The organism is Arthrobacter sp. P1_H7 (genome assembly GCF_056405215.1).
This window is the reverse complement of the sequence record NZ_JBFUCO010000025.1, coordinates 14309-35032: the sequence shown is the minus strand read 5'-3', so window position 1 is coordinate 35032 and position 20724 is coordinate 14309. Positions and strand designations below refer to the sequence as shown.

The window sequence follows — 20724 nt, the reverse complement described above, 5'->3', positions numbered from 1 at the left end:
AATATCAACGGTCAATTGGTCGATTCGCAGCTCTCCCAAGGAGCGATCCCACGGCGTGCCCAACCCCAAAATGCCTTCAAGGGGACTGCCCCGGCATTTGTTGACTCGGGGTCTTAGGCCGCAGTGAGCGTCGTCCGGTTGATTGTTTCATATTCGATTGCGTGAGTTTCCCCAGCCGTCTCGGCCGTCGCCGGCGGTGGTACGTCCGCTCGATCCAGGTGGTGATCCCCACAGTCCAAAGGACGATGAGGGTCAATCCAACGACGACCTCGGCCACCCCCAGCAGTATCGCCAGGAACACCATCACGTTCCTGCCTTCAAGCCTCATCGGTTCTCCCCATTCCGGTCGGCTGTTTGGGCTGACTCGTCGAGGAAGTCCTCGATGACGGCGCCGTTCGGCTCAGGCCAGGAGCCCCGGGCCAACGCGGGGCACACCATCGACCAGGTCACTGAGGCGGAAGCCGTCAAGACGTGAAGCGCGGAGGATTCACTCATCGGGTCCGCTGGAAGAGACCAGCGGCTGACTTCGGCTCCGAAACAACTGAAACGGGTGTTTAGAAGCTTCACGCAGATCGATCCGGGATACGTTCTTCACCCAATCCGAAGTGCTTACGTAATGAACTTTTGTGTGAAGAAATGAACGTGAAACGGACTGGATTTGCCCTCTACGGTGGCACTGACAAAGCCCCGACAGAGGAGAAACAGTGCCGAAAAGCAAGGTTCGGAATAAGGAGACCACCAAGCCGCAGCCCCAAGGGGTGTGGACTGACGAACCGCTGCCGGAAGGCAGCTTCGACATGGAGCTTGCGGCGATTCTTTCAGAGCGAGGGTGGGTCCAAAAGGACGGTCCGGGGAGCGAGTACTGGACTTATCCGGCGTCGCCCGACCTGCCCGAAGACCGCCACGGCGACGACTCGCAGGAGACCTGCATCATGCTTGATTTCCCTCGGAACCGTGAACCCCACATGGCGGCTCCTGCCAGCCACGATGACCGTGCCGGCCTACTTGCGGACCCGGACGAAATCGAGACGTGGCGGGCTAGCCGTGTGCAATCCACCGACCGTCGGACCGGCTCCTTATGCTCAGAACCATGAGAATGGGGGCGGTAGAAAAACTCTGCAGCGTGGAAGACTGCGGGCCTGCGAAAAAGCTGATCCTCGGGATGTGCGGCAAGCACTACCAGAGGCTGCAAAAGCATGGGTCCGTCAACCCGCCCGGGATGCAACAGCGCTCACCAAACCCAGAGGTTTGCATCTACCCCGGTTGCGAAGGTAAGCCCAAAGCCAAGGGCTACTGCCAGCGGCACTACCTACGGCTGAAGAACCACGGGGACGCCGCTGCACTTGACCCGCAGCATACAGACGTCAACCCCTACCTTCCCAGAAGCTGCCCGGAATGCGGCAAGGACATCTCCGACATGAGGAGTAACGCCGTCTACTGCTCCCGGTTCTGCAAGAGCAACGCAGCGAGCAAGCGCGCGTATGCCGATGGAAGGGGCAAGGCCGGGGACGACGCCCGGTATGAAAAAGAGCGGGTCAAGCGCATCGTGGATGCGAAGACCTACTACTACCGGACCCAGCCGAGAAGGTTGGAAACGTCCAAGGCATGGAGGGAAGCGAACAGGCCCCTAAGGGTGGCCATGGGCGCGAATCGCCGCGCACGCAAGTACAACAACCCAGGATATGTGGGGGTCACCGGCAGGGAGTGGCTGCGTATTCTGAAACGGGCTGCCGGCCGTTGCTTCTACTGCGGCAATTCGGTCGGCCACCTGGTGATGGAGCACGTCATCCCGCTATCACGAGGAGGCCGGCACGCGCCGGGCAACGTGGTCGCCGCATGCAAGAAGTGCAATGACGAGAAGAATGACCTGTTCGTCTCCGAGTGGCGGCACGGCAAGCTGCCGCCGCTCAGTGTCCGTCGGGCCTTGGCGGCTGAGAGGAAGCTTCTCCGTGAAGCGGCGTCCGTGGAGGATCCTTCTGATGAGTCCCCGCCCCAGCTCTCACTCCCGGTGCAGCTTCCACTCTTCGATGGCTTCCTCTTTTGATTCCGGCCAGTTCCCGATGAAGCTGGCGGCCTTGGCGACGCAGCTGCAATTCTCAATACACCTAGTTGGCGGTTCCGGCCATTGGCTGCTCCTCCGCCTCCTCGAGGAAGGTTCCGCACGTTCAGCCGTGCGGGGCCTTCGAACGTCAGGTGGAGTCAAAGGGGTCGTGGCGGAAGAACTCTTCCTTGAAGTGGCCTAAAAAGCGCTTTTCGTGGCTACGTCGCCGTGAAGGGTGTGAGCCCGGCGCAATACCGGGCCCATTCCCTACACGTAGCCTAGAACCACCTTCTAATATCGACTCCAACTTTTGGGGAGCAGCTCTGAGGGTGAGGGCTATTCTCGATTTCGGCTGATGACAAACGCGACGTCCGGTCCGGCCACGCGCCCGGACGTGCGCATTTCGCGGGTTTACGGAGGTGGAACGCCCCCAACCTGAGGGCTCCGAGCAGGGGAGCGCGGTGGTGGAATTCACCTTGCTGTCCTTGCTGCTGATGGTCCCGCTGGTCTACATCACCAACACCGTTGCTCTTGTCCAGTACGGTTGCAAATTAGCAATTCCGCTTATAAATTTTCCGCACTTTAACAATTGTTAATTTAGGCCCACTTGGATCAACGGAAGGCTGGTTCCGTCTGTCGGCCTCATGGACTCGATTGACACCACCATCCCGTCCGGATGCTACTTCTTCTGCAGCCGAATCCACGCCCCGCCGTAGTCGTCTTCCCACAGAAACGTTGCTAGAAGTGGTTGACCGGATCGAGCGCCAGACCTTTGATTTCGAGTTACGCCAAGGCGGACTTCCGGGGGCGGCTCGGCATGGAGTGGGGGCCGGCGCCGCGACATGACCTGGTCACCAAGGTCGAGATCTCGTGTTCCACGGCAATCCATAAGAGGGCCGCCGAAATGCTGTCGGCGCTGGACAATTGGGTTTACGACCCAAGGAACAATGAAACCTTTCAGAAGTCACGGACCGTTTTTGTGAAAATGGTGCGGGAAAAACTCTGATTTAATACGGATCGCCGTAGGTGGGCAGGGCAGCGTAATGGCGTCGTTCCAAACCAGACTGGCTCTGCCAACAATCATGCTGCTGGCAATGAGCCCTGAACGATTCACTGCCCCTGTGTGACCCGTAAACGAGGCGGCCCGTGCCGCGGGAGGGGTGCGAGGCTGAGGCCCGCGGAATAAGAACCCCTTCCAACATGTTGGTTTGTGGTGTGAAAAACATCGGATTCCTGTCCTTCGGCCATTGGACCGACCACCCGGAGTCCGGCACGCGCACCGCGTCGGACGCGCTGTTGCAGGCGATCGACCTCGCGGTCGCGGCCGAGGAGTTGGGGGCGGACGGCGCCTACTTCCGCGTCCACCACTTCGCGCAGCAATACGCCTCCCCGTTCCCGCTGCTCGCTGCGATCGGGGCACGGACAAGCCGCATCGAGATCGGTACCGGCGTGATCGACATGCGCTACGAGAACCCGCTCTACATGGCGGAGGACGCCGGCGCGGCCGACCTGATCTCGGGCGGCCGGCTGCAGCTGGGCATCAGCAGGGGTTCACCCGAGCAGGTCATCGACGGGTGGCGTCACTTCGGCTTCGCCCCCGCCGAGGGAGAGTCGGACGCCGACATGGGCCGCAGGCACACCGAGCGTCTGCTCGAGGTGCTCACTGGCGAGGGTTTCGCGGCGCCGAGCCCCCGCCCGATGTTCCCGAACCCTCCGGGCCTGCTGCGCGTGGAGCCGCACTCGGAGGGTCTGCGCGAGCGCATCTGGTGGGGTTCCGGCTCGAACGCCACGGCCGTCTGGGCGGCGAAGCTCGGCATGAACCTGCAGAGCTCCACGCTCAAGGATGACGAGAGCGGCAAGCCCTTCCACGTCCAGCAGGCCGAGCAGATCGAGCTCTACCGGCAGGCCTGGAAGGAGGCGGGGCACGAACGGGAGCCGCGCGTCTCGGTCAGCCGCAGCATCTTCGCACTGACGGACGAGCGCGACTGGCAATACTTCGCCCGCGACCGCCACAGCTCCGACCAGGTGGGCAACATCGACGAGAAAACGCGCGCGGTCTTTGGCCGGTCCTACGCCGGTGCCCCGGATGAGCTGGCCGCGAAGCTGGCCGAGGACGAGGCGATCGCCGCGGCAGACACCCTACTGCTCACGGTCCCGAACCAGCTCGGTGTCGACTACAACGCCCACGTCATCGAGTCGATCCTGAAGTATGTGGCGCCGCAGCTCGGCTGGCGCTGACCCCGCGTGGCAGATTCCCCCTAGGAGACCGCTGAGTTAGTGGCTTGGTTGGCCAATGCCTGGGTGGCTAAGGAGTGTCGGGATGGGCTTAGCCTTCCTCCACCGGGGTTCCGGAATCCGGTGCCGCCGTGTCGTTGGCCAGGGCTTTACGCCGGCGGTAGATCTGGATCCCGATGGCTGCCGGTATCACGGCTAAGGCAGCCGCCCGCATCCAGGGCCGGTCCAGGATATGACCGGTGAGCGAGTCCAGGGAGAAGGGTCCGGGGCCGCCGATGGTGAACGATGCTGCCGCCAGGCCCAGCACCGCGGGGTACTCGAGGCCGCCCTCTGTGGCGAAGAAGCCGTTAGGGGCGTGGACGCTGGCCGTGCTGGCACGGACCCAAGCCGCTCGGGTGTGCACTAAGATCGCAGCACTTCTTCCCAAAAGGCGGAACATGGGAGCATCATGGCCTATGGGCGAGGGTGCCACGCTTTTCAAAAGTCCGTACTCTGGTCTCGGGAACCGGCCTGTAGCCTGCGCAGCGCGGCTGGGGGAGCAATGGCAAACCACCATGCGCCCGCGGGCTATGGACCCAGCATCGTCGGCACGATGGCGCGCCAACGTCAGCAGCGTTCGTGAGGTGATGGGGTGCAATCGCTGGCGAACCGGAGCGTACGGAGAAGGGAACGCTAAAGCACGTCGTGTCAGCGCACCCTGATGGGTCCGGACCGCCGGCGGGCGTTCCTTCCAGGCCCGTTACGACCGCGAAGGGACGGCCAGGCCCTGCCGGCGCAGGACCTGGGCCTGGACGACCCACTTGTGCCCCGTCTCGGTGCCGACGTTCAGCTTCGTGCCCAGGGCCCTGCAGGCGGCGTATACGGTCGGATAGTCCTCGATTCGGTCCAGCGCCATGCGGACGGAACGCTCGCGGACCTCGGCGGGTACTTCTTGGGCATGTGAAGAATCCTTTCACCAGAAAGAAAACGGCATCAAACCGGGACGGTTCAATAACACCGAACTGTCGAGACGTGAACGTGGCCATTGAACAATGATCTGATAAAGGTCACACTGAACGCGTTGAGGATCGAAAAGACCCGTCTCTTTTTCATACGTAATGACAAGGAGAAAGGTTCAGTTACCGACGACGAGGACCGATAAATGTCCAAAGAGCCAGAAATCGACCTGTCCAACATTCCCCTCGATGACCTCGTCAGCCTTCACAACCGGGTGCTGCGGAAGATCGCGGCTCAGGCGAAAGTCGACCTTGAGAGCCAGCCGGGGGAACAGGGGGCGCCTATGTCGGCAGAACCGGATCCGCGACTGGAGCTTGAGATCGCGACGCCCGTAAAGGAGCAACTTTACCTACCGAGCGAGGTACCTCGGGTTCCACGCTTTGCCTTCACCGGACCTGGTGAAGGCTGGCCGCCGCGGCCGACCGAGCAGCGCCAGGTGCGGCAACTGCAGGCCGAGCCCCTGCACGGGTCTCTCACCGACGAACTGGAGGAACAGGTCCGCCATGCGGCTTTATCACATCCGGATGTGCGGGAACTGCTCGGCGAACGCCACGCCTTCATCCATACCGACATGGCCGCGACTGGCAAGGGCATGCGGCCCGACCTCGACCGGCCACTACGGACGCGCCTCATCTTCTTCAGCCATACCCACAATATGGCCGTAGAGGTGGAGATGGAGGGGCTGGAACTCGTCCGTGCCGTGAATGTTCCAGGCTTCCAGCCGCCAGAAGCAGTCGAGGAGATCGATGAAGCGATCGAAATCGCCCGCGCCGACGCGCGCCTGCACGGTCTCGTGGAAAACCTCGAGGCCAGCGGGCTACTGCAACAGTTCCACCGTGAGGACCCCTTGGCGGGGCGCCGGATCCTGTGGGTCACCTTCTTTGACCCAGGTGAAACCGAAGGCGAGAAGCCGGCCCGGTACGGAGCCGCGGTCGATCTGAACCGCCGCAAGGTTCTGGTGGCCCGCCAAGACCCTGACCTCAGGCGAACCGACGCGAGCCAGAGCGAGGCAACCGATGCCTAACACCAAGACCGGACACATCAGCTGGGGATCATGGGAGTTCGACTACGACGTCGGCGGATTCGAAGGACTGTCACTGCTGAACGGAACCTACCGGGGCCGCAACGTCATTGGGAAGTTCAGCATGCCAGCCATCCGGGTCAAGTACCGTGTGGACGGTGGCTATTTGGACTGGCGCCGACCGCTGGGCGCGGGCGCCGGACCGTACGCTGACCGGCTGCGGTGGAAGCTCGGCGGCAATTATGGCCTGCAGCAGATCGTAAATCGCGGCTGGCAATATGTGGGCCTTGAGGACTACATCCGCGACGGTGTCCAATGGATGGAGATAAGCATCTACGGGCGCATCGGCGCATACCACCTGTCGCAGCAGTGGCACATCAGCGAGGACGGGTGGGTGTTGCCGCGGCTCTGGAGCAAGGGCCTCACCATCAACATGGATCACCAGCACCATCCCTACTGGCGGCTAGACTTCGACATCGATGGCACCGACCACAACCGGGTTTTCAAACGCAACTTCGGGGCCTGGGCCTCCTACACAACCGAGGCCAACGACGTCAAGCACTTTGACCCCCGTGCCCAGACCGCCTGGTTCGTCCGCAACGAGGTCACCTTGCAAGGCGCCTGGATCTTCCCAGGCGCCAACGACGGCACGGTAGACAACTTCTCCCGCATCGACGTCGGCATCCGCCGTTTCAACGCCGAGGAGGAGCTGCATCCGTGGCGCTACGAGAAGGCACCATGGCCACATGACACCTGGAACTGGCAGTTCGACACCGGTGGCCTCTTGCAGGACAACGGCGAGAGCGTCAACGACACCGACGTGGTGTTCTGGTACGTATCGCACATGGTCCACCATGCCAACGAGGGCAACGACCACTGGGGCTCGTCGGGCCCGTCCATCAAGTTCGCTCTTGACGTGCCCCCGCGATTACCGCCACCCCGGTTCGGCATCGACATCGACGTACTACGCAACCAAACCGGCAACGACACCAAGGTCCGAGGATGGGGCTTCACTCCCGGCGGGACGGTCATAGTCACGCTGGCCGGTGTCCCGAAGAGGGGCCAGATCAGGAACTACGTGACGGCCGACAGTTCGGGCAAGTTCGTGATGGAGCGCCAGTTCGCCCATTCCAGCCGCAACCCCGACGATGCGTTCGGAACCGTCGATGTGTATGGTTTCGACGTCACTACCGGCTTGATGGCGCACGACTTCGTAACCTCTGCCTACTGGGTCGGCTAGAGAGGTTTCATTGTGGGGGTTGCCGGCGTGAAGTCGAGGCCGCCTTTTTGCGATGAAGCCGGCGGGGAGGTCGGCCCGGTACTGGATGGCGCCTGAGCCGGGCCAGTTGGTCGATGCCGCATGTGGCGAGGTTGGCCAGGACCTCAACAGGAGCGACCACACGGCCTCGACCGGGTTGAATCCGGGGCGTAGAGCGGCAACTGGCAGACCGTCAGCCATGGTCTTGTGGCGGCCAGCTCCCGCATGGCGGCGATGGTGTGGGTGTTCAGGTTGTCCCAGACCAGCACAATCGGCCCGCCCAGGTACGGGTGCGCGGCGTCCAGAAGACGCGCGTAGCCAGCCTCGTTGAAACCCTTGCGCCGCCCCTTGCGCGGTTCCCGGTCGACATGGGTGCGCCAGAAACGGCCGCGGTCGCTGCCCGCCCCTGGTGCAGATGATGGCGGAACCGAAGAGTTCTGTCAGCCGTTCACAGCTTCAAACGCGTGGCTGATTCAATTCACAACACTAACTACAGGTACAGGCCGTACGCACTTGAAGTAGGCGTTATGGTTGCACTGCGCATGAGGCAGTATGTCGGAACTGTCCACTCGCAGGGGTGCCGGTCGGCCAGCGGTGAATGACTGAGCTCATGATGTTGCTCGCTTCCGACGAGCACGTGTGCGGCGGGAGGCATCCGCTGCTACCCAGGTGGGGCTCTGGCTCCGGCAGTTTTGGCGTTGTACGTTGAGCTATCGGCAGGCGCTTAACGCCGGACGAGCGACGAATGAGCAGAAGGGAAGAGGCACAGACATTGAGCAGTGAGAATAACGATAGGGGCACCGGGGTCAGGGTTCCATTCCCGGGCGCAGCATTCACGTTGGCGGGAAAGGCCGGGGTAGGGGTGCGAAACGCCTGGCTTTGGAAATCCGCCATGTTCGGGGTCGCAGGGACCGGGAGGCGCATCGCCGAGCTTACTGGAGCGGCGCGTAACCGGGCAGCCCTGGCCAACGTTGGTAAGGGGCCGCTCATCAATGGAGGCGGAGGAATGGCAAGAGGCAACGCCACCCTCGCCAAAGTCGAGACAGTCGTAGCATGCACTCTGGCCGCAGCATATGTGGGTGCCGTCGTCACGGCCAACTGGGATCAGTTGAAGTTTCGGCCGACAAACTCCGTACCGCTGAGGAAATGCGAGGCGTGTGGCGCCCCAATGGAAGCCACGACCCCCGACAGTCCGGAGACTCGTTGCGCTCAACACGACGATGGCGGACCTGGCCAGGCTTAGAGCTGAGAAGGGGGCGGGTTTCCGCCCCCTTTCGTCTTTCTCTGATGGTCTTTTTGGCCAGGGACGCGGCCCCGGAGTGCGCAAACGTGGGCGGGGCCGTTTCGCGCCGGAGTGCCTTGGAGCGCGCCGGAGGCAAAAACGTCCATCTCGAATAATGTGTATACCTCGCACTGGCCTTCATCCACGAGGCCCAGAACTGAGTCGGCAGTTTTGGAAGTGATGTAGGGCGAGAATACTAGGACACCGGCAACGTGCTCGTGCAGTTCTTTGCGCCACCGTCGGTCGATACTTCTTAGGTAGATCTCCATAGAATCGTTAGCGCCAACAACGCGCGGAGCGGCCAGTACTAAACGGGCACGGTGCCATAAGAATCAATGGTGAATTGTCCTTGCTCATTGGGGGGCCGGCTCAAAAGGATCGTCCCTGAACGATTCGTTTGTGTCTTCTCTGTGGCCATTGCACCACGGTTGGCAGTTCGTCGAAGTGGGCATGGCGGTCTCCTCGGTTAGTGGATCCCTCAGATGATGGGCGCTACGGGTGTTGCATGTCTGACTCTAATAGAAACCCTAGAACACGGAAGGGGCTCGTGCGCCGCGGACCGTGGCGTAGAAAACCTGTGACTTTTCGACTGCTGAATATTGCGCTGAACCGACAATTGCAGACGACGCGCTGCGCCGGATGCTGGACGTTCGAGCGATCGCCGGATTGTGCGGATGGAACTGGTGCCCTGCCCGATTCTCGGCCGAGACACGGTCACGACTGGGTACGCACGGAGTGGTCGCGAAGCTGCACAAAGGACCATTTGCTTTGTCCATTGTGAGTCCGGCGCGAGCTACTCAAACCACGGAAATTCGTGGGCTCAGAACTGGTCCTCGGGACCAAGTAGCCTGTCCATCTACAGTCATCCTTGTGAGATGTCGTCGCCCTGCACGGCAAATCGTGCAGGGCCGCTTCGTGAGCTTTCAATCACTCTTGAACCGCAGGCCCTGGGGCGGCGCGTTTTCCATCGCCTAGGTGAGTTCTTCGCGCAAGGACGAATTCGCTTCAGCCAATCCGACCCCGCCGGGTAAACCGTTGTCAGCCATCATTTCCCTAGGTTTTCCAGTCCGGAGGACACGTGGCTACATCGTGTTCCCGCCTTCAGCCCTCCGTCAAGACCAGCACGCCCTGGAACGTCCCAAATTCCGGCCCTTATACCGCCCCATCTTTAGGGCGGACTGAATCGAACCGCTATCCCACGGCGGCACAGATGCTCGGCTGCGCTGATCTCGAAATCCTTCGTTTCCAAGAACGCGCCGACTACGTGGGGTCGGGGAATTTTTGCCTACCCCACAATGGCTGAGAACCCCCAGAATCGTGAAGCGGAGCAAGCCGCGGCCGAGGAAACCCAACGGAACCAGCCAGTGCCGCCTATTGCCGTGACCGCAGCAGGCGAACCAATTTGTGCACTCGTCGGGTCCACTGCGGACGGTCGTCCTGTCTACTCCAACGAGCTTGCTCCGGGCACCGCTATCCCCGACCAGGCCACCGGCAGAACTAACACCATGGCGGTTCTGGCGCTTGTGTTCGGTCTTCTCTTCGGCGTGCTTGGGGATCATCTTCGGGCACATCGCGCGTGAACAGATTGCGCGTACCGGTGAACGGGGGGCCGGCATGGCCTTCGCCGGGCTCCTTCTCGGTTACCTGTGGCTAGGGATCGCGATCCTCACGTTGTTCGTGCCCCGGTAGCCGTACGTGTTTCGGTGTTAGTCCGGAATGGCTTGCCTAGCCGCCGTTCCACCTCCATTACCCTGCCGCCTCGGGTGGCTTGAGCTGAGTGGGCGCGCCGGCCGTAAGGCGACGTTGGCCAAAGTACCTTCACATGCGTCCTTAAACGTCGGAAATTTGGTCATCTGCACGGAAGACTAGGTCTCTGCGTCTTCATGGAGCCGGCGCACCGCCAGGGCGATTGGGGATGGCTGCGATTGCCCGCGAGCATGCTCCGTTTTCTTCCGTGTTCCTTGATGCCGTTGAGACTCATTTCAAAATTCCATGCGCGGCGTTCGTAACGTTCAAGGGTGAATGGAAGCTCAGGCGTTTTCGCGCACTCTGGAGCTTCGAACAGGGAGTCGATTCCACCTCCACAGTGGGCGACAGTGAAACGAATATCCAGCGCCGGTTAGCCTCCACGACGTCCCGCGCAGGTGACTTCGGCGGTGCTTAGCCCTGTGTGACTGTGTCAGGGCTTCGGAGGAGTTCCGTTTTGAGGATGGCGTAACTGTCGAGGTTGATCCATTCTCCTTTGGAGAATTCCACGTCAGTCTCGGTTAACTCTTTCCGCATTCCTACCGCGGTGAGGAGCTTGGCCACGGGTGCGTTTCGGGTATCGCAGTTCGCCGTCACCCGGTGGGCATTTGCAGAGGTGAAGAGGTGATCCAGGACCCGTATGACCGCTTCGCGTGCGATCCCTCGGTGCTGGTTTGATCGGGCGAGGGTGACTCCAATCTCGAACGTGTCGTGGGACTCATCAAGGGCGTGAATCGCGATGTCGCCGTAGAGGGTCCCGTTCTCGGGATCTCGAATCGCGAGCTGCAGCCATCCGCCCGAGCTGGGGAGTTCCGTGGTCGGTTGGGATGCTATGAGCTCGGCGGCGTCCCTCTCGTTGTAGCTCGAATCCCACCCTTGCCACCGGGCCACGTCAGCATCTTGGCGGTAGGCGATGAACGCGGGAATGTCACCGGTAGTTAAAGGAGAGATGGCAAGCCGGGGCGTTCTCAGCGGGTAGGGCATGGAGATCAACCTAGTGAACCTTCGGCCGGACCGTCAATGCTGCCTCGGTCATGGCCGGTCTATCGGAGACCTCCAGCCGCTCTAAGCGACTACAAGAGACTGGCCGGTCGATGAACGCCCGGCCAGTCACTTGCCATGTCCGGGCCTGGCTAATACAGGTGGGGCCACAGGCTCCGGTCGAACGCCCGCGGTGCCGGGCTGATGACGGGGTCCGCGTACATACTGTCGTTCAGCGGGGATGCAGCACCCGACGTCGTGGTCGAACCGGGCCGCCAGACGTCCTTGGGATGCTCGGTGCTGGAGATTGGAGCCGCAAAGCGGAACGCCGTTTTGCCGGCAGCTGCCGGATCCTCGATTACAGCCATAATCTCCCCCACGGATTTATGGTCGGCAGCTGCGCTGCACCCCTGATTTGGACAGCAGGGCTTGCGGCCCGCTGAAGGTTTTTGGTCAGGGACGCGTCGAAATCTGACGTCCATCCCAGACCCCTGCAAACAGTATGCGGTGTCGGCGGCCGTGAACATAGGACTTTCGGCCCCCTTTCCCGTCAGCCGAGGCTGGCGACGAGCTCCGCTTCCCGATTCGCTGCCGGCAGCGCCCTCGCCTCGGCCTTCTGCCCGGCAGCTCTGGCTTTCGTGATGACGTCCTGCGCGGCCTTCTCCTTTTCATAGGCGGCCGCGGCTTTCTGCAGGCGCCGCTGCGCTTCCTTCATGATGTCGTCGTAGTTGGTGGCCAGCCATTCCTTGACCCCGGCCTCATCGTCGAAGAGCCCGTCGTCCTGGGCCTCCTCGGACTGGGCGACGATGGCCGCCCACAGCTTGCCCCGCGGGATGCCTGCGGCCGCGTGTACCGCAACTTCGACATCGAACACGAGAACGGGGCCCCGGTCGTCCTGACCGTGGATGTTGCCAAGGGCCCCATCGCGGACGCCATCAAGATCCACTGGCAGAACGCCTGAGCCCCGGGGAGCGGCCCTCCGCCGTCCGCACACATTAGGTTGCACAGTGTCGGACCCGGACTCACTACCCGCGTTCCGGAGCGGAATTCTTCCTCGCCCGGAGTGGTTCCAACAGTATGGCCCTTCCCCGGATTTCCATTCTCGACCGTGTCAACGCCCGGGACGGGTTTCCGAGGTTGGACCCGTCGAGCAGCTCTCACCGGAGTTCAAGGACGCTCTCATCCAGGCCCAGGTCGCCGCGAATAACACCTTCATCGACAACCAGGGGGAGAGGGAGAAGTTCGCCAAGCTGCCGTACGAGGAACGCATGATGCCGTGGATGGCGATCGTTGAGAAGCTCGTCGAGCTCGGCTGGGCGCCGCCGGTCAGCGCGCCGGAAGCGGCTCAGAACTAGGTCTGGCTGTCTCAGGCGCTGCGGATCATCATGAGGGTTCCGCGGCAGCCCGAGTCGCTTGTGCAGTGCTTGTAGCCGCCGGCAGGGTATGCGCCCTCCGGATAGTCGGCCCGGGCGTCCGCCATCGATGTGTACTCGTGGCCGTCGTGGGAGGCGCAGTTCTTGCAGGTGTCGCCGTCGATGAGTTCGCTCGCCCAGATCTCCGAGTAGCCCTGCATGGGGTCGGACTCACCGGCGGCCGGTCCTTGGGGGACAGCCTGCGCCGGTGGCTCAGGGCTTTGCTCGGGCGGCCATTCGGAAGTCTTCGGCGCCACCCCGTCGATGACCTGTTTCAGTCTGTCCCAAATGCCCACGATGCATCCCCGTCTCCCGAGTAGACCCCAGCCGGGTCCGCGCCAGATTGAGCCTATACCGGCCCACGAACTGCGGCGAGGAGCGGCGTTCACCATGCCGCACACACGAAAGATGTTGGTTGCCGCTGGGTAGGCCTATGCGCAGCCGAAGAGCCTATCAGGGCCGGCGAATCACTATGTTTCGTTGTGCTTCCTGATGGCCAGCTCAATCACTACTTCACGTGACGGCATGGGCTGACCATGTACTGGTTTAGTTGATTACTAATGGGACACGTATGAAAAGCGTGTATCTAGCGGACGTAGCCCGCCGGCTTTCTGCAGGCTGCAGCGTCGTCGGTCGGCCATCCGCAACGCCAACAGTCCGACTCCATTACGCGTCTACACGGCCGTCACGGACAAAGGCGGCATCCGCGCCGGGGAACTGGCCGGTGTCCGCCGGGGCCTGCAGGCCACCCTAAACATGCACCTGGTCCTAGGCGACTATACCGGCACTCTCACCGTGCTGACCGATTCCAGGGCTGCACTGGACCTCCTGGAGCGTTCCCGGACGGACGAAGCGCTCTCCGGGGAGGACTCCGACTCCGGAAGTCGCTGGTTTGAATCCAGCCGGGGGCAAAGGATCTGGTTTAGCCCAGGTCCGAGGCCATTCCGTAGGCGCTGTCGACCGCGTCCTCGCAAAGCTGGCAGCCTTTGACGGGAGTATATCCGTCAGCCTCATTGAAATGGTCGACCCCGTGCTCGTTCGCGGGCTGCTCCGGGGTCTCGTTTTCGGTCACGCCGCGAGTGTACGCCATTTCAATACCTGCCCGGTTAGCTCAGATGGTAGAGCGCGTTCTTGGTAAGAACGACCTCACGAGTTGAAGTCTCGTACCAGGCTCGGGCGCGAATCGCGCCGCATGGTGTGTATAGCTCAGTTGGCAGAGCGCCTGGTTGTGGCCCAGGAGGTCGCCGGATCGAAGCCGGTCAGTCACCCCACTTCACGCCCGCGTAGCTCAGGGGATAGAGCGCCTGCCTCCGGAGCAGGAGGCCGTTGGTTCGATTCCAATCGCGGGCACGCAACGCACCTGGCCCCCATGGCGAGGGTGAAGGATTTATGTCCTGCCATTTCCGCGCCCTGGTCCCACGTCAGGGAGCCTCGCAGGTGCTCCGGCAGGGTGGCCATGGTCTTGATGAGTCCGTCACGGACGATTTCGGCGGTGTGGTCATGCGGCAGGTGGACGAGCATCACGTACCGGGTGGTGCGTTCGACCAGGGTCGCGATCGCTGACTGGTTGTAGGCGCCGGTAATGAGGTCACCCTCCTTACGGTGTTGTTGTGGGTGATTTCGGGGCTGTCGTAGTGTTTCGATCACCCTCGGGTGGCGGGTATGGCCCAGGTCGCCCTGCCGCTTGGACGGCTCACTGGGAATGGCCGCCCGCTGCCCGCCGATGACTCGACCGCTGATTGAGACTTACGACATTGATCGTTGGGTAAGGACGTGCCGGCGTGGTTATCGACAGGGCCAACGGAAATTGGAGCTGATCGAAGGGACCTAAAGATATGCCGGCATTCTGGGTAGGAATCGACTCGGGCAAAAGAGCCCATCATTGCGTCGTGATCGATCAGACAGGAACGGTGCTGCTCTCGAAACGGGTCGAGAACGACGAAATCGTGCTGCTCGACCTGATAGCCACGGTCTCGGAGATCGCCGCCGGCGGCGAGGTCTGTTGGGCTACGGATCTGAACTCCGGCGGCGCCGCCCTGTTGATCGAGTTGCTGGCCGCGCATACCCAGCAGCTGCTCTATATCCCGGGACGGATCGTGCATCACGCCGCGGCGACCTATCGCGGGGATGGCAAAACTGACGCGAAAGATGCCCGGATCATCGCCGACCAGGCACGCATGCGGACCGACCTCCAACCCGTTCGCAGTGCGGACCAGATCAGCGTGGATCTGCGGCTGCTGACCGCCCGCCGCACCGATCTGATCTGTGACCGTGTCCGGGCGATCAACCGGCTTCGTGCCACGTTGCTGGAATACTTCCCTGCGCTCGAGCGTGCGTTCGACTACTCCAAGAAGGCGCCCCTGATCCTGCTGGGCGGCTACCAGACCCCGGAGGGCATCCGGCGGATAGGCCTGACCCGGCTCGCCGCCTGGCTGAGGAAACGCGGCTGCCGGAACAGTGCCAAGATGGCCGAGAAGGCGCTTACGGCCGCGAACTCCCAGCACACCGTCCTGCCAACTCAGACCACAGGCTCTGCCCTGGTCATCCGGCTGGCCGGGCAGATCAACGCTATCGATGCAGAGATCACCGACGTCGATGCCCAGATCACCGACCTGTTCCGGCAGCACGGCAGCGCCGATGTTCTACTGAGCATGCCGGGGTTCGGCCCCATACTTGCAGCAACTTTCCTCGCGAACATCGGCGGCAACCTGGACGCGTTCGATTCCGTCGACCGGCTCGCCAGCGTCGCGGGCCTGGCCCCCGTCCCACGAGATTCAGGACGAATCAGCGGGAATCTGCACCGACCGCGTCGCTTCAACCGCAGGCTCCTGCGAACCTGTTACCTCGCCGCCCTCTCCAGCCTGAAGAACAGCCCGGCCTCGCGAATCTACTATGACCGGAAGCGCGGGGAGGGAAAGTCACATAAACAGGCGCTCATCGCCCTTGCCCGGCGCCGCATCAACGTCCTCTGGGCCATGATCCGCGACCACGCCCTCTACCAGGAACCAACGCCAGGGATCCGCGCTCAAGCTGCTTGACAGAAACATTGAGATTCCCAATGGCCTGGCACGGCGCGGTCCTCGATCTCGGCCGGACGCTCGGAGATCATGACCATGGGGTCCACGAACCGGGAGTGCGTTGTTCCCCGGAGTTGTGCGGTTTGCGGCGTGTCCGGCCGCTGCGCAGGGCTGCCTGTATCTCGCGTTTGAGTCCGCCTCTGGCCTCCCTGGTTCTAGACATCATCGAGCTTGCGCAGGCGCCCTACGCTCAACGGCTGTCCTTGATGGACCCCCGACGTGAACTTCTCGGTACCTGGCGCGGGCTTGCGCGTGTCTACGGCACGAACGCTACACCGCGAGAGCGGGAGCTGAACCGGCTTGAAATGCTTGCACATTGGACGAAGGTCATCGTGTCCCTGCCCGGTACGGGCTTCCCTGGCGAAAGGCTGATGGTGGTCCGATACCGACATGAACGCCAGCGCCTGGATCTCACACAACTGCGCGGGGGCGAGCACCACATCCTAGTGGACCTGCTGAAGGGCTACGAGCGAGAGATCCCGGTCATGTGCCTTCCGGTGATGGCACGAGGTCCGCGGAAAGCCGCTCCTGTGGCGCCGAAAGTCAGCCAACAAGTGTGTCGGGCCGAGATTCCGCAGCAGGGCAGGCAGCCAGTGATTCCCGACGCCGGTTCGCCGACACGTACGAGCCCGGTTCCAGCTCAGGCCGTCAAGAAGCAGGTTGCTGCATCATACGAGAACAAGTTGGGGCTAAGCATGGATGAATCTGTGTTCTTCGGTAACCGGGGGGACCACTGGAGGAATACGCGCTCATGATCGGGGGGCGCCCTGTCGGCGGGTAAATGGCTTCTTCCGGCGGCGAGCTAATGTCTGGGTAGTGCTGCCCAGCATGGTGGAGCTGCAGTAGGCGGCGCCATAGCCGGACTTTTTGGCGGTATCAGAAATGCAGCCGAGCGTGCCTACTTTGAGCAGGCAAAACGGATCGAGGCTGACCTGGCGGCCAAGGAAAACCCGAAGACCCGGGGCGCGACGTGGAAACTTTCAATCCCTAACCGTTATTAGGAATCTGGCCTGTCCGGGGCCAGTAACGCCCGGGCGCCAGCTATCGCGTAGTTACAGGGTCGAAACGATGGTCCTTCGGACCAAGTAGCCTGTCCATCTACATTTGTTGTTTGTTTGCCGCCGCGCCGCAGCACTCACGGCTACTACATCTTGGCGCAGCGCCAGCTAAATTGTCCCCGTTGAGCCGACGTGATTCAGGCGTTCGTCTTTAGTCCTCTTACTTACTATCTTCTTCTTGTCTTCGTCAGTGTTCTGGTCCCATAAATGGCCCCCCTTGCAAAGATTGCTGGTCGGCGCGCTAAACGTCCGGATCATCCCATAGACGAGGTGCTGGTCTTTCCTGACGCTCTGGAGTGTTTGCCTCCGTAACGGAAGCGGCCAGTGACAGCCCCTACAGCGCTTCGGCGATCCTGCGGTTCCGTGCCCGGATGAAGCCGTTGCTGGCCTGCAGATAGCTGAGGTATTCAGCCTTGTTTTTCGGTACGGCCGGCGTTCTGAAATCAGCGAACGGGTGGAAGAACCGGATGGTCTGGCCGTCATCCTCTACGAGGTCCTGCAGCAGGAAAAATTCGACGTATCCGCGGAAGTCCCCGAACAGGTCGAAGAAGTCCTTATACCTGAGCAGGACATCTGCCAGCGGGTTCGGCATAACTCCGAGATAGTGGCGGCGGATGCATTCCAAGGTCAGGTCGGGGCGGTCGGCGAGGTTGGCGCGGAATCCCCGTGCGCCATTGATCGTCTGTTTTCTGCCGACCCTGTTGCCAGGGAACACGATGGCGCTGCCGACTGTGTAGCCGAGGTCCTCTGGCATCTCCTCATCAGGGATTTCACGTATGACACGCCCCGCCTTCTTCCCAAGCCTGGTGGTGAAGGCGTCACTGGAGAGGAGAAAGACGCCCCGGGAAGATCGGTGCTCGAGGTGCCTGCGTTCAGGCGCAAGGTCAAAGCGCCCTCCGGTGGGCAACTCTTTGCTCCACAGCAGCTGGTGGTACAGGAGCAGCGTCGGACTGTACCTGTCAGGGTCCTTGCCAGCCGAGTCTGAGTGGAACTCGAAGGATGTATCAACGCCTTCGGCCATTTTTCTGCCCCCTGGAGCCCCGTTTTTGAATCCGACGTGTGGATTCCACTGCTCGTCAGCGTACCTTCAGAACAGCACTTTGGGGGAGGTCTACGCGACAGGCTACTAGGGGAGGGCGCACTGGCCGCAAGCCGCAGCGGACTTACGGTGCGCCAACATGGCGACTCCATCCTCGCCGACATACCGGACAACGGGTTGGTGGGAAGCGCGGAAACACGTCCGCATGTTCCTCAGCGAAGCCCCCGTTCGCGGGACTCACTTTCGTCGAGAAGTTCGTCCAGGCTGAGCAGCTGTGGGAAGTAAAAGATCGGCACCGCAGCCAGCCAGTGTTTCACCTCGCGCCGCGAGGCAGCAGCAAGGCTTGTCCGCCTCGCCGAACGCCGGATAAACCAGGGTCGGACACTGAACTGCACCGTCCTGCGCCTCGACAATGAGGACAAGCCCGACTGGGAAACGCCAGCTCCGACGTAGCCCAGTTCTTCGCCGCCACCGGCTATCCGGCAGGTGGGACCGATGGGGTTCGCGCAGTCACCATCGACTGCATCGAGGCGATCCTTACCGTCTAAGCGGTGTTCTTGGCGGCCCCGGGTTAGAAGCCGCAGACCTCGGAGACGGTGGCTGCTGGGTCGCTGATCCTGGACCCCGCCGACTGCATGACCTCCTTGCCTTCTGACTCAACCTCAGCGATTGTGACGAACAGCCTACAAAGCCTGCTGCCCTACGGGGTTCAGACATTGTCACCCAGGATGAGAGTTCGCAAAGAAGAAGGCCGAGCTGGTGACGCGCCTCGGACCAGACCCAATCAACCATTGGCAGGGCCGGAGGTGGCGACGAAGATGTGTACCGTTCAGCTATTACCAAGGGTGATACTTCACATTGCCTACCAATTTCGCCAAATAGGTCAGTCAGACAACATGGGCAGTAGTCCACCAAAACCGCGTAATTACGGTGGCCCGCATCTGGCGTTTTTCGCCATGAAGCCCTAGCTCTCACAGTTTGCTTCCTTCTGTTTGATGTGAGATTCCACGGGTGCCTGGTTCTCCGCGCCGCCCGTGGCTGGCCTAGGATGACGGCTAGGCGGTGCTGCACGAGCAAGCCGTGAAGAAGGAGCCGAGATTCATGGAAGTTCCGCACCCCGGAGCCAAACCGTTGACGTCGCTCCCGGGCGTGCCCCTGCGGCGCGTGGGCCCCACCGTGATCATCATCCTCGCGGCAGCCTACGCCCTGTATTGGCTCCTGGCCCGTCCCGAGGGGGAACCTGCCGCCGGATACGTCGGCCAGCTCTTCGGCGGGGAGTCGATCCTGCTGCTCTCCATCGCCCTGGTCCTGATCAGCACCCTCCCGCAGGTGGAGCACGTGTTCGGCGGGATTGACCACGCAGCCATCTGGCACCGGCGTGCCGCAATCACCGGGACCGTCCTCCTGCTTCCGCACATCGAGCTGGCAACCAATCCGGAGGCGACCAGCGTGGGGAAAACCCTTGCCGTCATCGGGATCTCCGGGCTCGCGGCCCTGGTGGCCTGGGCCATCCTGCCGCGCTGGCGGACCATGGTCCCCGCGCGGGTGCGTGACCTGGTCCATGGCCTCGGAAGCGCCCGGCCGGTCCGCCTGGTGGCCCGCCTGCTGGGTGGCTACGAGCGCTGGCGTGGCTTCCACCGGTTGACGGGAATATTCGTTGCGGCCGGGTTCTTCCACGGACTGCTGGATGGCAGCGCGTTCGACGCCGGCCCCGGGCTACGGTGGAGTTTCGTCGCCATCGGCGGCGTCGGGCTGGCGTTCTACGCCTACCGGGAGCTCCTGGCGCGCCGCTTCCTGCCGCACCACGACTACCAGGTGGACCAGGTCAAAGCAGTGGCCCCGGACCTGGTGGAGCTGAGCCTTGCACCGCTCGGCAGACCGCTGGACTTCCGGCCTGGCCAGTTCGCCATGATCTACCTGGAAACCAAGCAGGGCTGGCAACGCCATCCCTTTTCCATGTCCGGTTCGGCACGGGACCAGCACCTGCGTATCACCGTCAAGGCGCTTGGGGACCACACAACAAGGCTTCCTGACGTGGTGCAGCCCGGAATGCCGGCGGTGGTGGGCGGACCCTATGGCCGGTTCGACAGGCACAAGGGAACGGAACACCAGGTCTGGATTGCCGCCGGTGTGGGAATCACACCGTTCCTGAGCTGGCTGCGGTCCCTGGAGGGGGACCTGCGGGAGTCAGTCCACTTTTTTGTCACGTCGGCAGGGCCGTCCCCGTTCGCCGCGGAAATCACATCCATCGCGAAAGACTACCCAAGCCTGACCGTGCACTTGGTGGACACCGCCGTCGACGGCCGGTTGACGCCCGAGCAGGTGCTCGCCGCCGTGGACACCCCGCCCCGGAAGCTCTCGGTCTTCATGGGTGGGCCGGATCCCATGCTCAGGCAGTTCCGGAGGACCTTCCGTTCCGCAGGAGTCCGCACAGCCAACATCCACCGCGAGTACTTCCAGTGGCGCTAAGTTGTCCGCCCGGACGAATGGGGTTGTCTGCCGATTCAGCCGCCGGCAGGATAGTCACCTGATGATGAGGGGCGAAAGGCCTACGGCCTGAACGCCGCGACGCCCCGTG

The 20724-nt window shown here is 62.3% G+C and carries 17 protein-coding genes, 3 tRNA genes and 2 pseudogenes; 12 read left to right on the top strand and 10 right to left on the bottom strand.

The features are described 5' to 3' along the window. Nucleotides 1–113: 113 nt before the first annotated feature. Nucleotides 114–232: pseudogene (locus AC1DXI_RS19545) on the bottom strand (IS3 family transposase); the annotation flags it as partial. Nucleotides 233–1090: 858 nt separating this feature from the next. Between AC1DXI_RS19545 and AC1DXI_RS19540 the strand changes: the two are divergent. After that, the gene (locus tag AC1DXI_RS19540; protein ID WP_476939973.1) at nt 1091–2044 is read left to right on the top strand and encodes an HNH endonuclease; all 954 of its coding nucleotides are present in this window, start codon (nt 1091–1093) and stop codon (nt 2042–2044) included. Between the two features lie 1212 nt (nt 2045–3256). Then, nucleotides 3257–4279, top strand: a complete 1023-nt coding sequence (locus AC1DXI_RS19535; RefSeq protein ID WP_476939972.1) for an LLM class flavin-dependent oxidoreductase — start codon at nt 3257–3259, stop codon at nt 4277–4279. A gap of 88 nt (nt 4280–4367) precedes the next feature. Here the strand turns inward: AC1DXI_RS19535 and AC1DXI_RS19530 are convergent, their stop codons facing one another. Together AC1DXI_RS19530 and AC1DXI_RS19525 are read right to left on the bottom strand one after the other, a co-directional pair. Next, entirely contained in the window at nt 4368–4679 is a 312-nt protein-coding gene (locus AC1DXI_RS19530) for a DoxX family protein (RefSeq protein WP_476939971.1), read from the bottom strand. A gap of 336 nt (nt 4680–5015) precedes the next feature. Beyond that, nucleotides 5016–5171 (bottom strand): hypothetical protein, encoded by a 156-nt coding sequence (locus AC1DXI_RS19525; RefSeq protein ID WP_476939970.1) that lies wholly within the window; start codon nt 5169–5171, stop codon nt 5016–5018. A gap of 246 nt (nt 5172–5417) precedes the next feature. Between AC1DXI_RS19525 and AC1DXI_RS19520 the strand changes: the two genes are divergently transcribed. The 4 genes from AC1DXI_RS19520 to AC1DXI_RS19505 all read left to right on the top strand — a co-directional run bounded on the left by AC1DXI_RS19520 (nt 5418) and on the right by AC1DXI_RS19505 (nt 10997). After that, the gene (locus AC1DXI_RS19520; protein ID WP_476939969.1) at nt 5418–6296 is read left to right on the top strand and encodes a hypothetical protein; all 879 of its coding nucleotides are present in this window, start codon (nt 5418–5420) and stop codon (nt 6294–6296) included. Then, entirely contained in the window at nt 6289–7533 is a 1245-nt protein-coding gene (locus AC1DXI_RS19515) for a hypothetical protein (RefSeq protein WP_476939968.1), read from the top strand. Before AC1DXI_RS19520 ends, AC1DXI_RS19515 begins: the two co-directional genes overlap by 8 nt. A gap of 2704 nt (nt 7534–10237) precedes the next feature. Continuing rightward, nucleotides 10238–10522, top strand: coding sequence for a DUF4190 domain-containing protein (locus AC1DXI_RS19510; RefSeq protein WP_476939967.1), 285 nt, complete (start codon nt 10238–10240; stop codon nt 10520–10522). A gap of 226 nt (nt 10523–10748) precedes the next feature. Then, nucleotides 10749–10997, top strand: a complete 249-nt coding sequence (locus AC1DXI_RS19505) for a hypothetical protein (protein ID WP_476939966.1) — start codon at nt 10749–10751, stop codon at nt 10995–10997. Here the strand turns inward: AC1DXI_RS19505 and AC1DXI_RS19500 are convergent. From AC1DXI_RS19500 to AC1DXI_RS19490, 3 genes are all read right to left on the bottom strand, one after another. Further along, the gene (locus tag AC1DXI_RS19500) at nt 10994–11563 is read right to left on the bottom strand and encodes a GNAT family N-acetyltransferase (RefSeq protein WP_476939965.1); all 570 of its coding nucleotides are present in this window, start codon (nt 11561–11563) and stop codon (nt 10994–10996) included. The genes AC1DXI_RS19505 and AC1DXI_RS19500 overlap by 4 nt on opposite strands. 149 nt (nt 11564–11712) lie before the next feature. Then, nucleotides 11713–11928: a hypothetical protein gene (locus AC1DXI_RS19495; protein WP_223916930.1), complete on the bottom strand. Its 216-nt coding sequence runs from the start codon at nt 11926–11928 to the stop codon at nt 11713–11715. A gap of 182 nt (nt 11929–12110) precedes the next feature. Next, nucleotides 12111–12506 (bottom strand): hypothetical protein, encoded by a 396-nt coding sequence (locus AC1DXI_RS19490; RefSeq protein ID WP_476939964.1) that lies wholly within the window; start codon nt 12504–12506, stop codon nt 12111–12113. Between the two features lie 61 nt (nt 12507–12567). Between AC1DXI_RS19490 and AC1DXI_RS19485 the strand changes: the two genes are divergently transcribed. Then, complete coding sequence (locus AC1DXI_RS19485) at nt 12568–12915, top strand: hypothetical protein (protein WP_476939963.1); 348 nt, start codon at nt 12568–12570, stop codon at nt 12913–12915. Nucleotides 12916–12926: 11 nt separating this feature from the next. Here the strand turns inward: AC1DXI_RS19485 and AC1DXI_RS19480 are convergent, their stop codons facing one another. Next, nucleotides 12927–13268, bottom strand: coding sequence for a hypothetical protein (locus AC1DXI_RS19480; RefSeq protein ID WP_476939962.1), 342 nt, complete (start codon nt 13266–13268; stop codon nt 12927–12929). A 626-nt stretch (nt 13269–13894) separates the two neighbouring features. Continuing rightward, nucleotides 13895–14044 (bottom strand): hypothetical protein, encoded by a 150-nt coding sequence (locus AC1DXI_RS19475; protein WP_476939961.1) that lies wholly within the window; start codon nt 14042–14044, stop codon nt 13895–13897. Nucleotides 14045–14072: 28 nt separating this feature from the next. Between AC1DXI_RS19475 and AC1DXI_RS19470 the strand changes: the two genes are divergently transcribed. The 4 genes from AC1DXI_RS19470 to AC1DXI_RS19455 all read left to right on the top strand — a co-directional run bounded on the left by AC1DXI_RS19470 (nt 14073) and on the right by AC1DXI_RS19455 (nt 16010). Next, nucleotides 14073–14145 (top strand) — tRNA-Thr (locus AC1DXI_RS19470). 24 nt (nt 14146–14169) lie between these two features. Further along, a tRNA-His gene (locus tag AC1DXI_RS19465) sits at nt 14170–14243 on the top strand. A 6-nt stretch (nt 14244–14249) separates the two neighbouring features. Next, a tRNA-Arg gene (locus tag AC1DXI_RS19460) sits at nt 14250–14322 on the top strand. Nucleotides 14323–14807: 485 nt separating this feature from the next. Continuing rightward, nucleotides 14808–16010 (top strand): IS110 family RNA-guided transposase, encoded by a 1203-nt coding sequence (locus AC1DXI_RS19455; RefSeq protein ID WP_476939960.1) that lies wholly within the window; start codon nt 14808–14810, stop codon nt 16008–16010. A gap of 14 nt (nt 16011–16024) precedes the next feature. On the opposite strand, the pseudogene AC1DXI_RS19450 reads toward AC1DXI_RS19455, so the two are convergent. Beyond that, nucleotides 16025–16197, bottom strand: a pseudogene (locus AC1DXI_RS19450) (IS30 family transposase); the annotation flags it as partial. A 1244-nt stretch (nt 16198–17441) separates the two neighbouring features. After that, nucleotides 17442–18128, bottom strand: coding sequence for a DUF6994 family protein (locus AC1DXI_RS19445; RefSeq protein ID WP_476939959.1), 687 nt, complete (start codon nt 18126–18128; stop codon nt 17442–17444). A 1119-nt stretch (nt 18129–19247) separates the two neighbouring features. On the opposite strand from AC1DXI_RS19445, the gene AC1DXI_RS19440 reads away from it, so the two are divergent. Next, nucleotides 19248–20615, top strand: a complete 1368-nt coding sequence (locus AC1DXI_RS19440) for a ferredoxin reductase family protein (RefSeq protein ID WP_476939958.1) — start codon at nt 19248–19250, stop codon at nt 20613–20615. Nucleotides 20616–20724 lie beyond the last annotated feature (109 nt).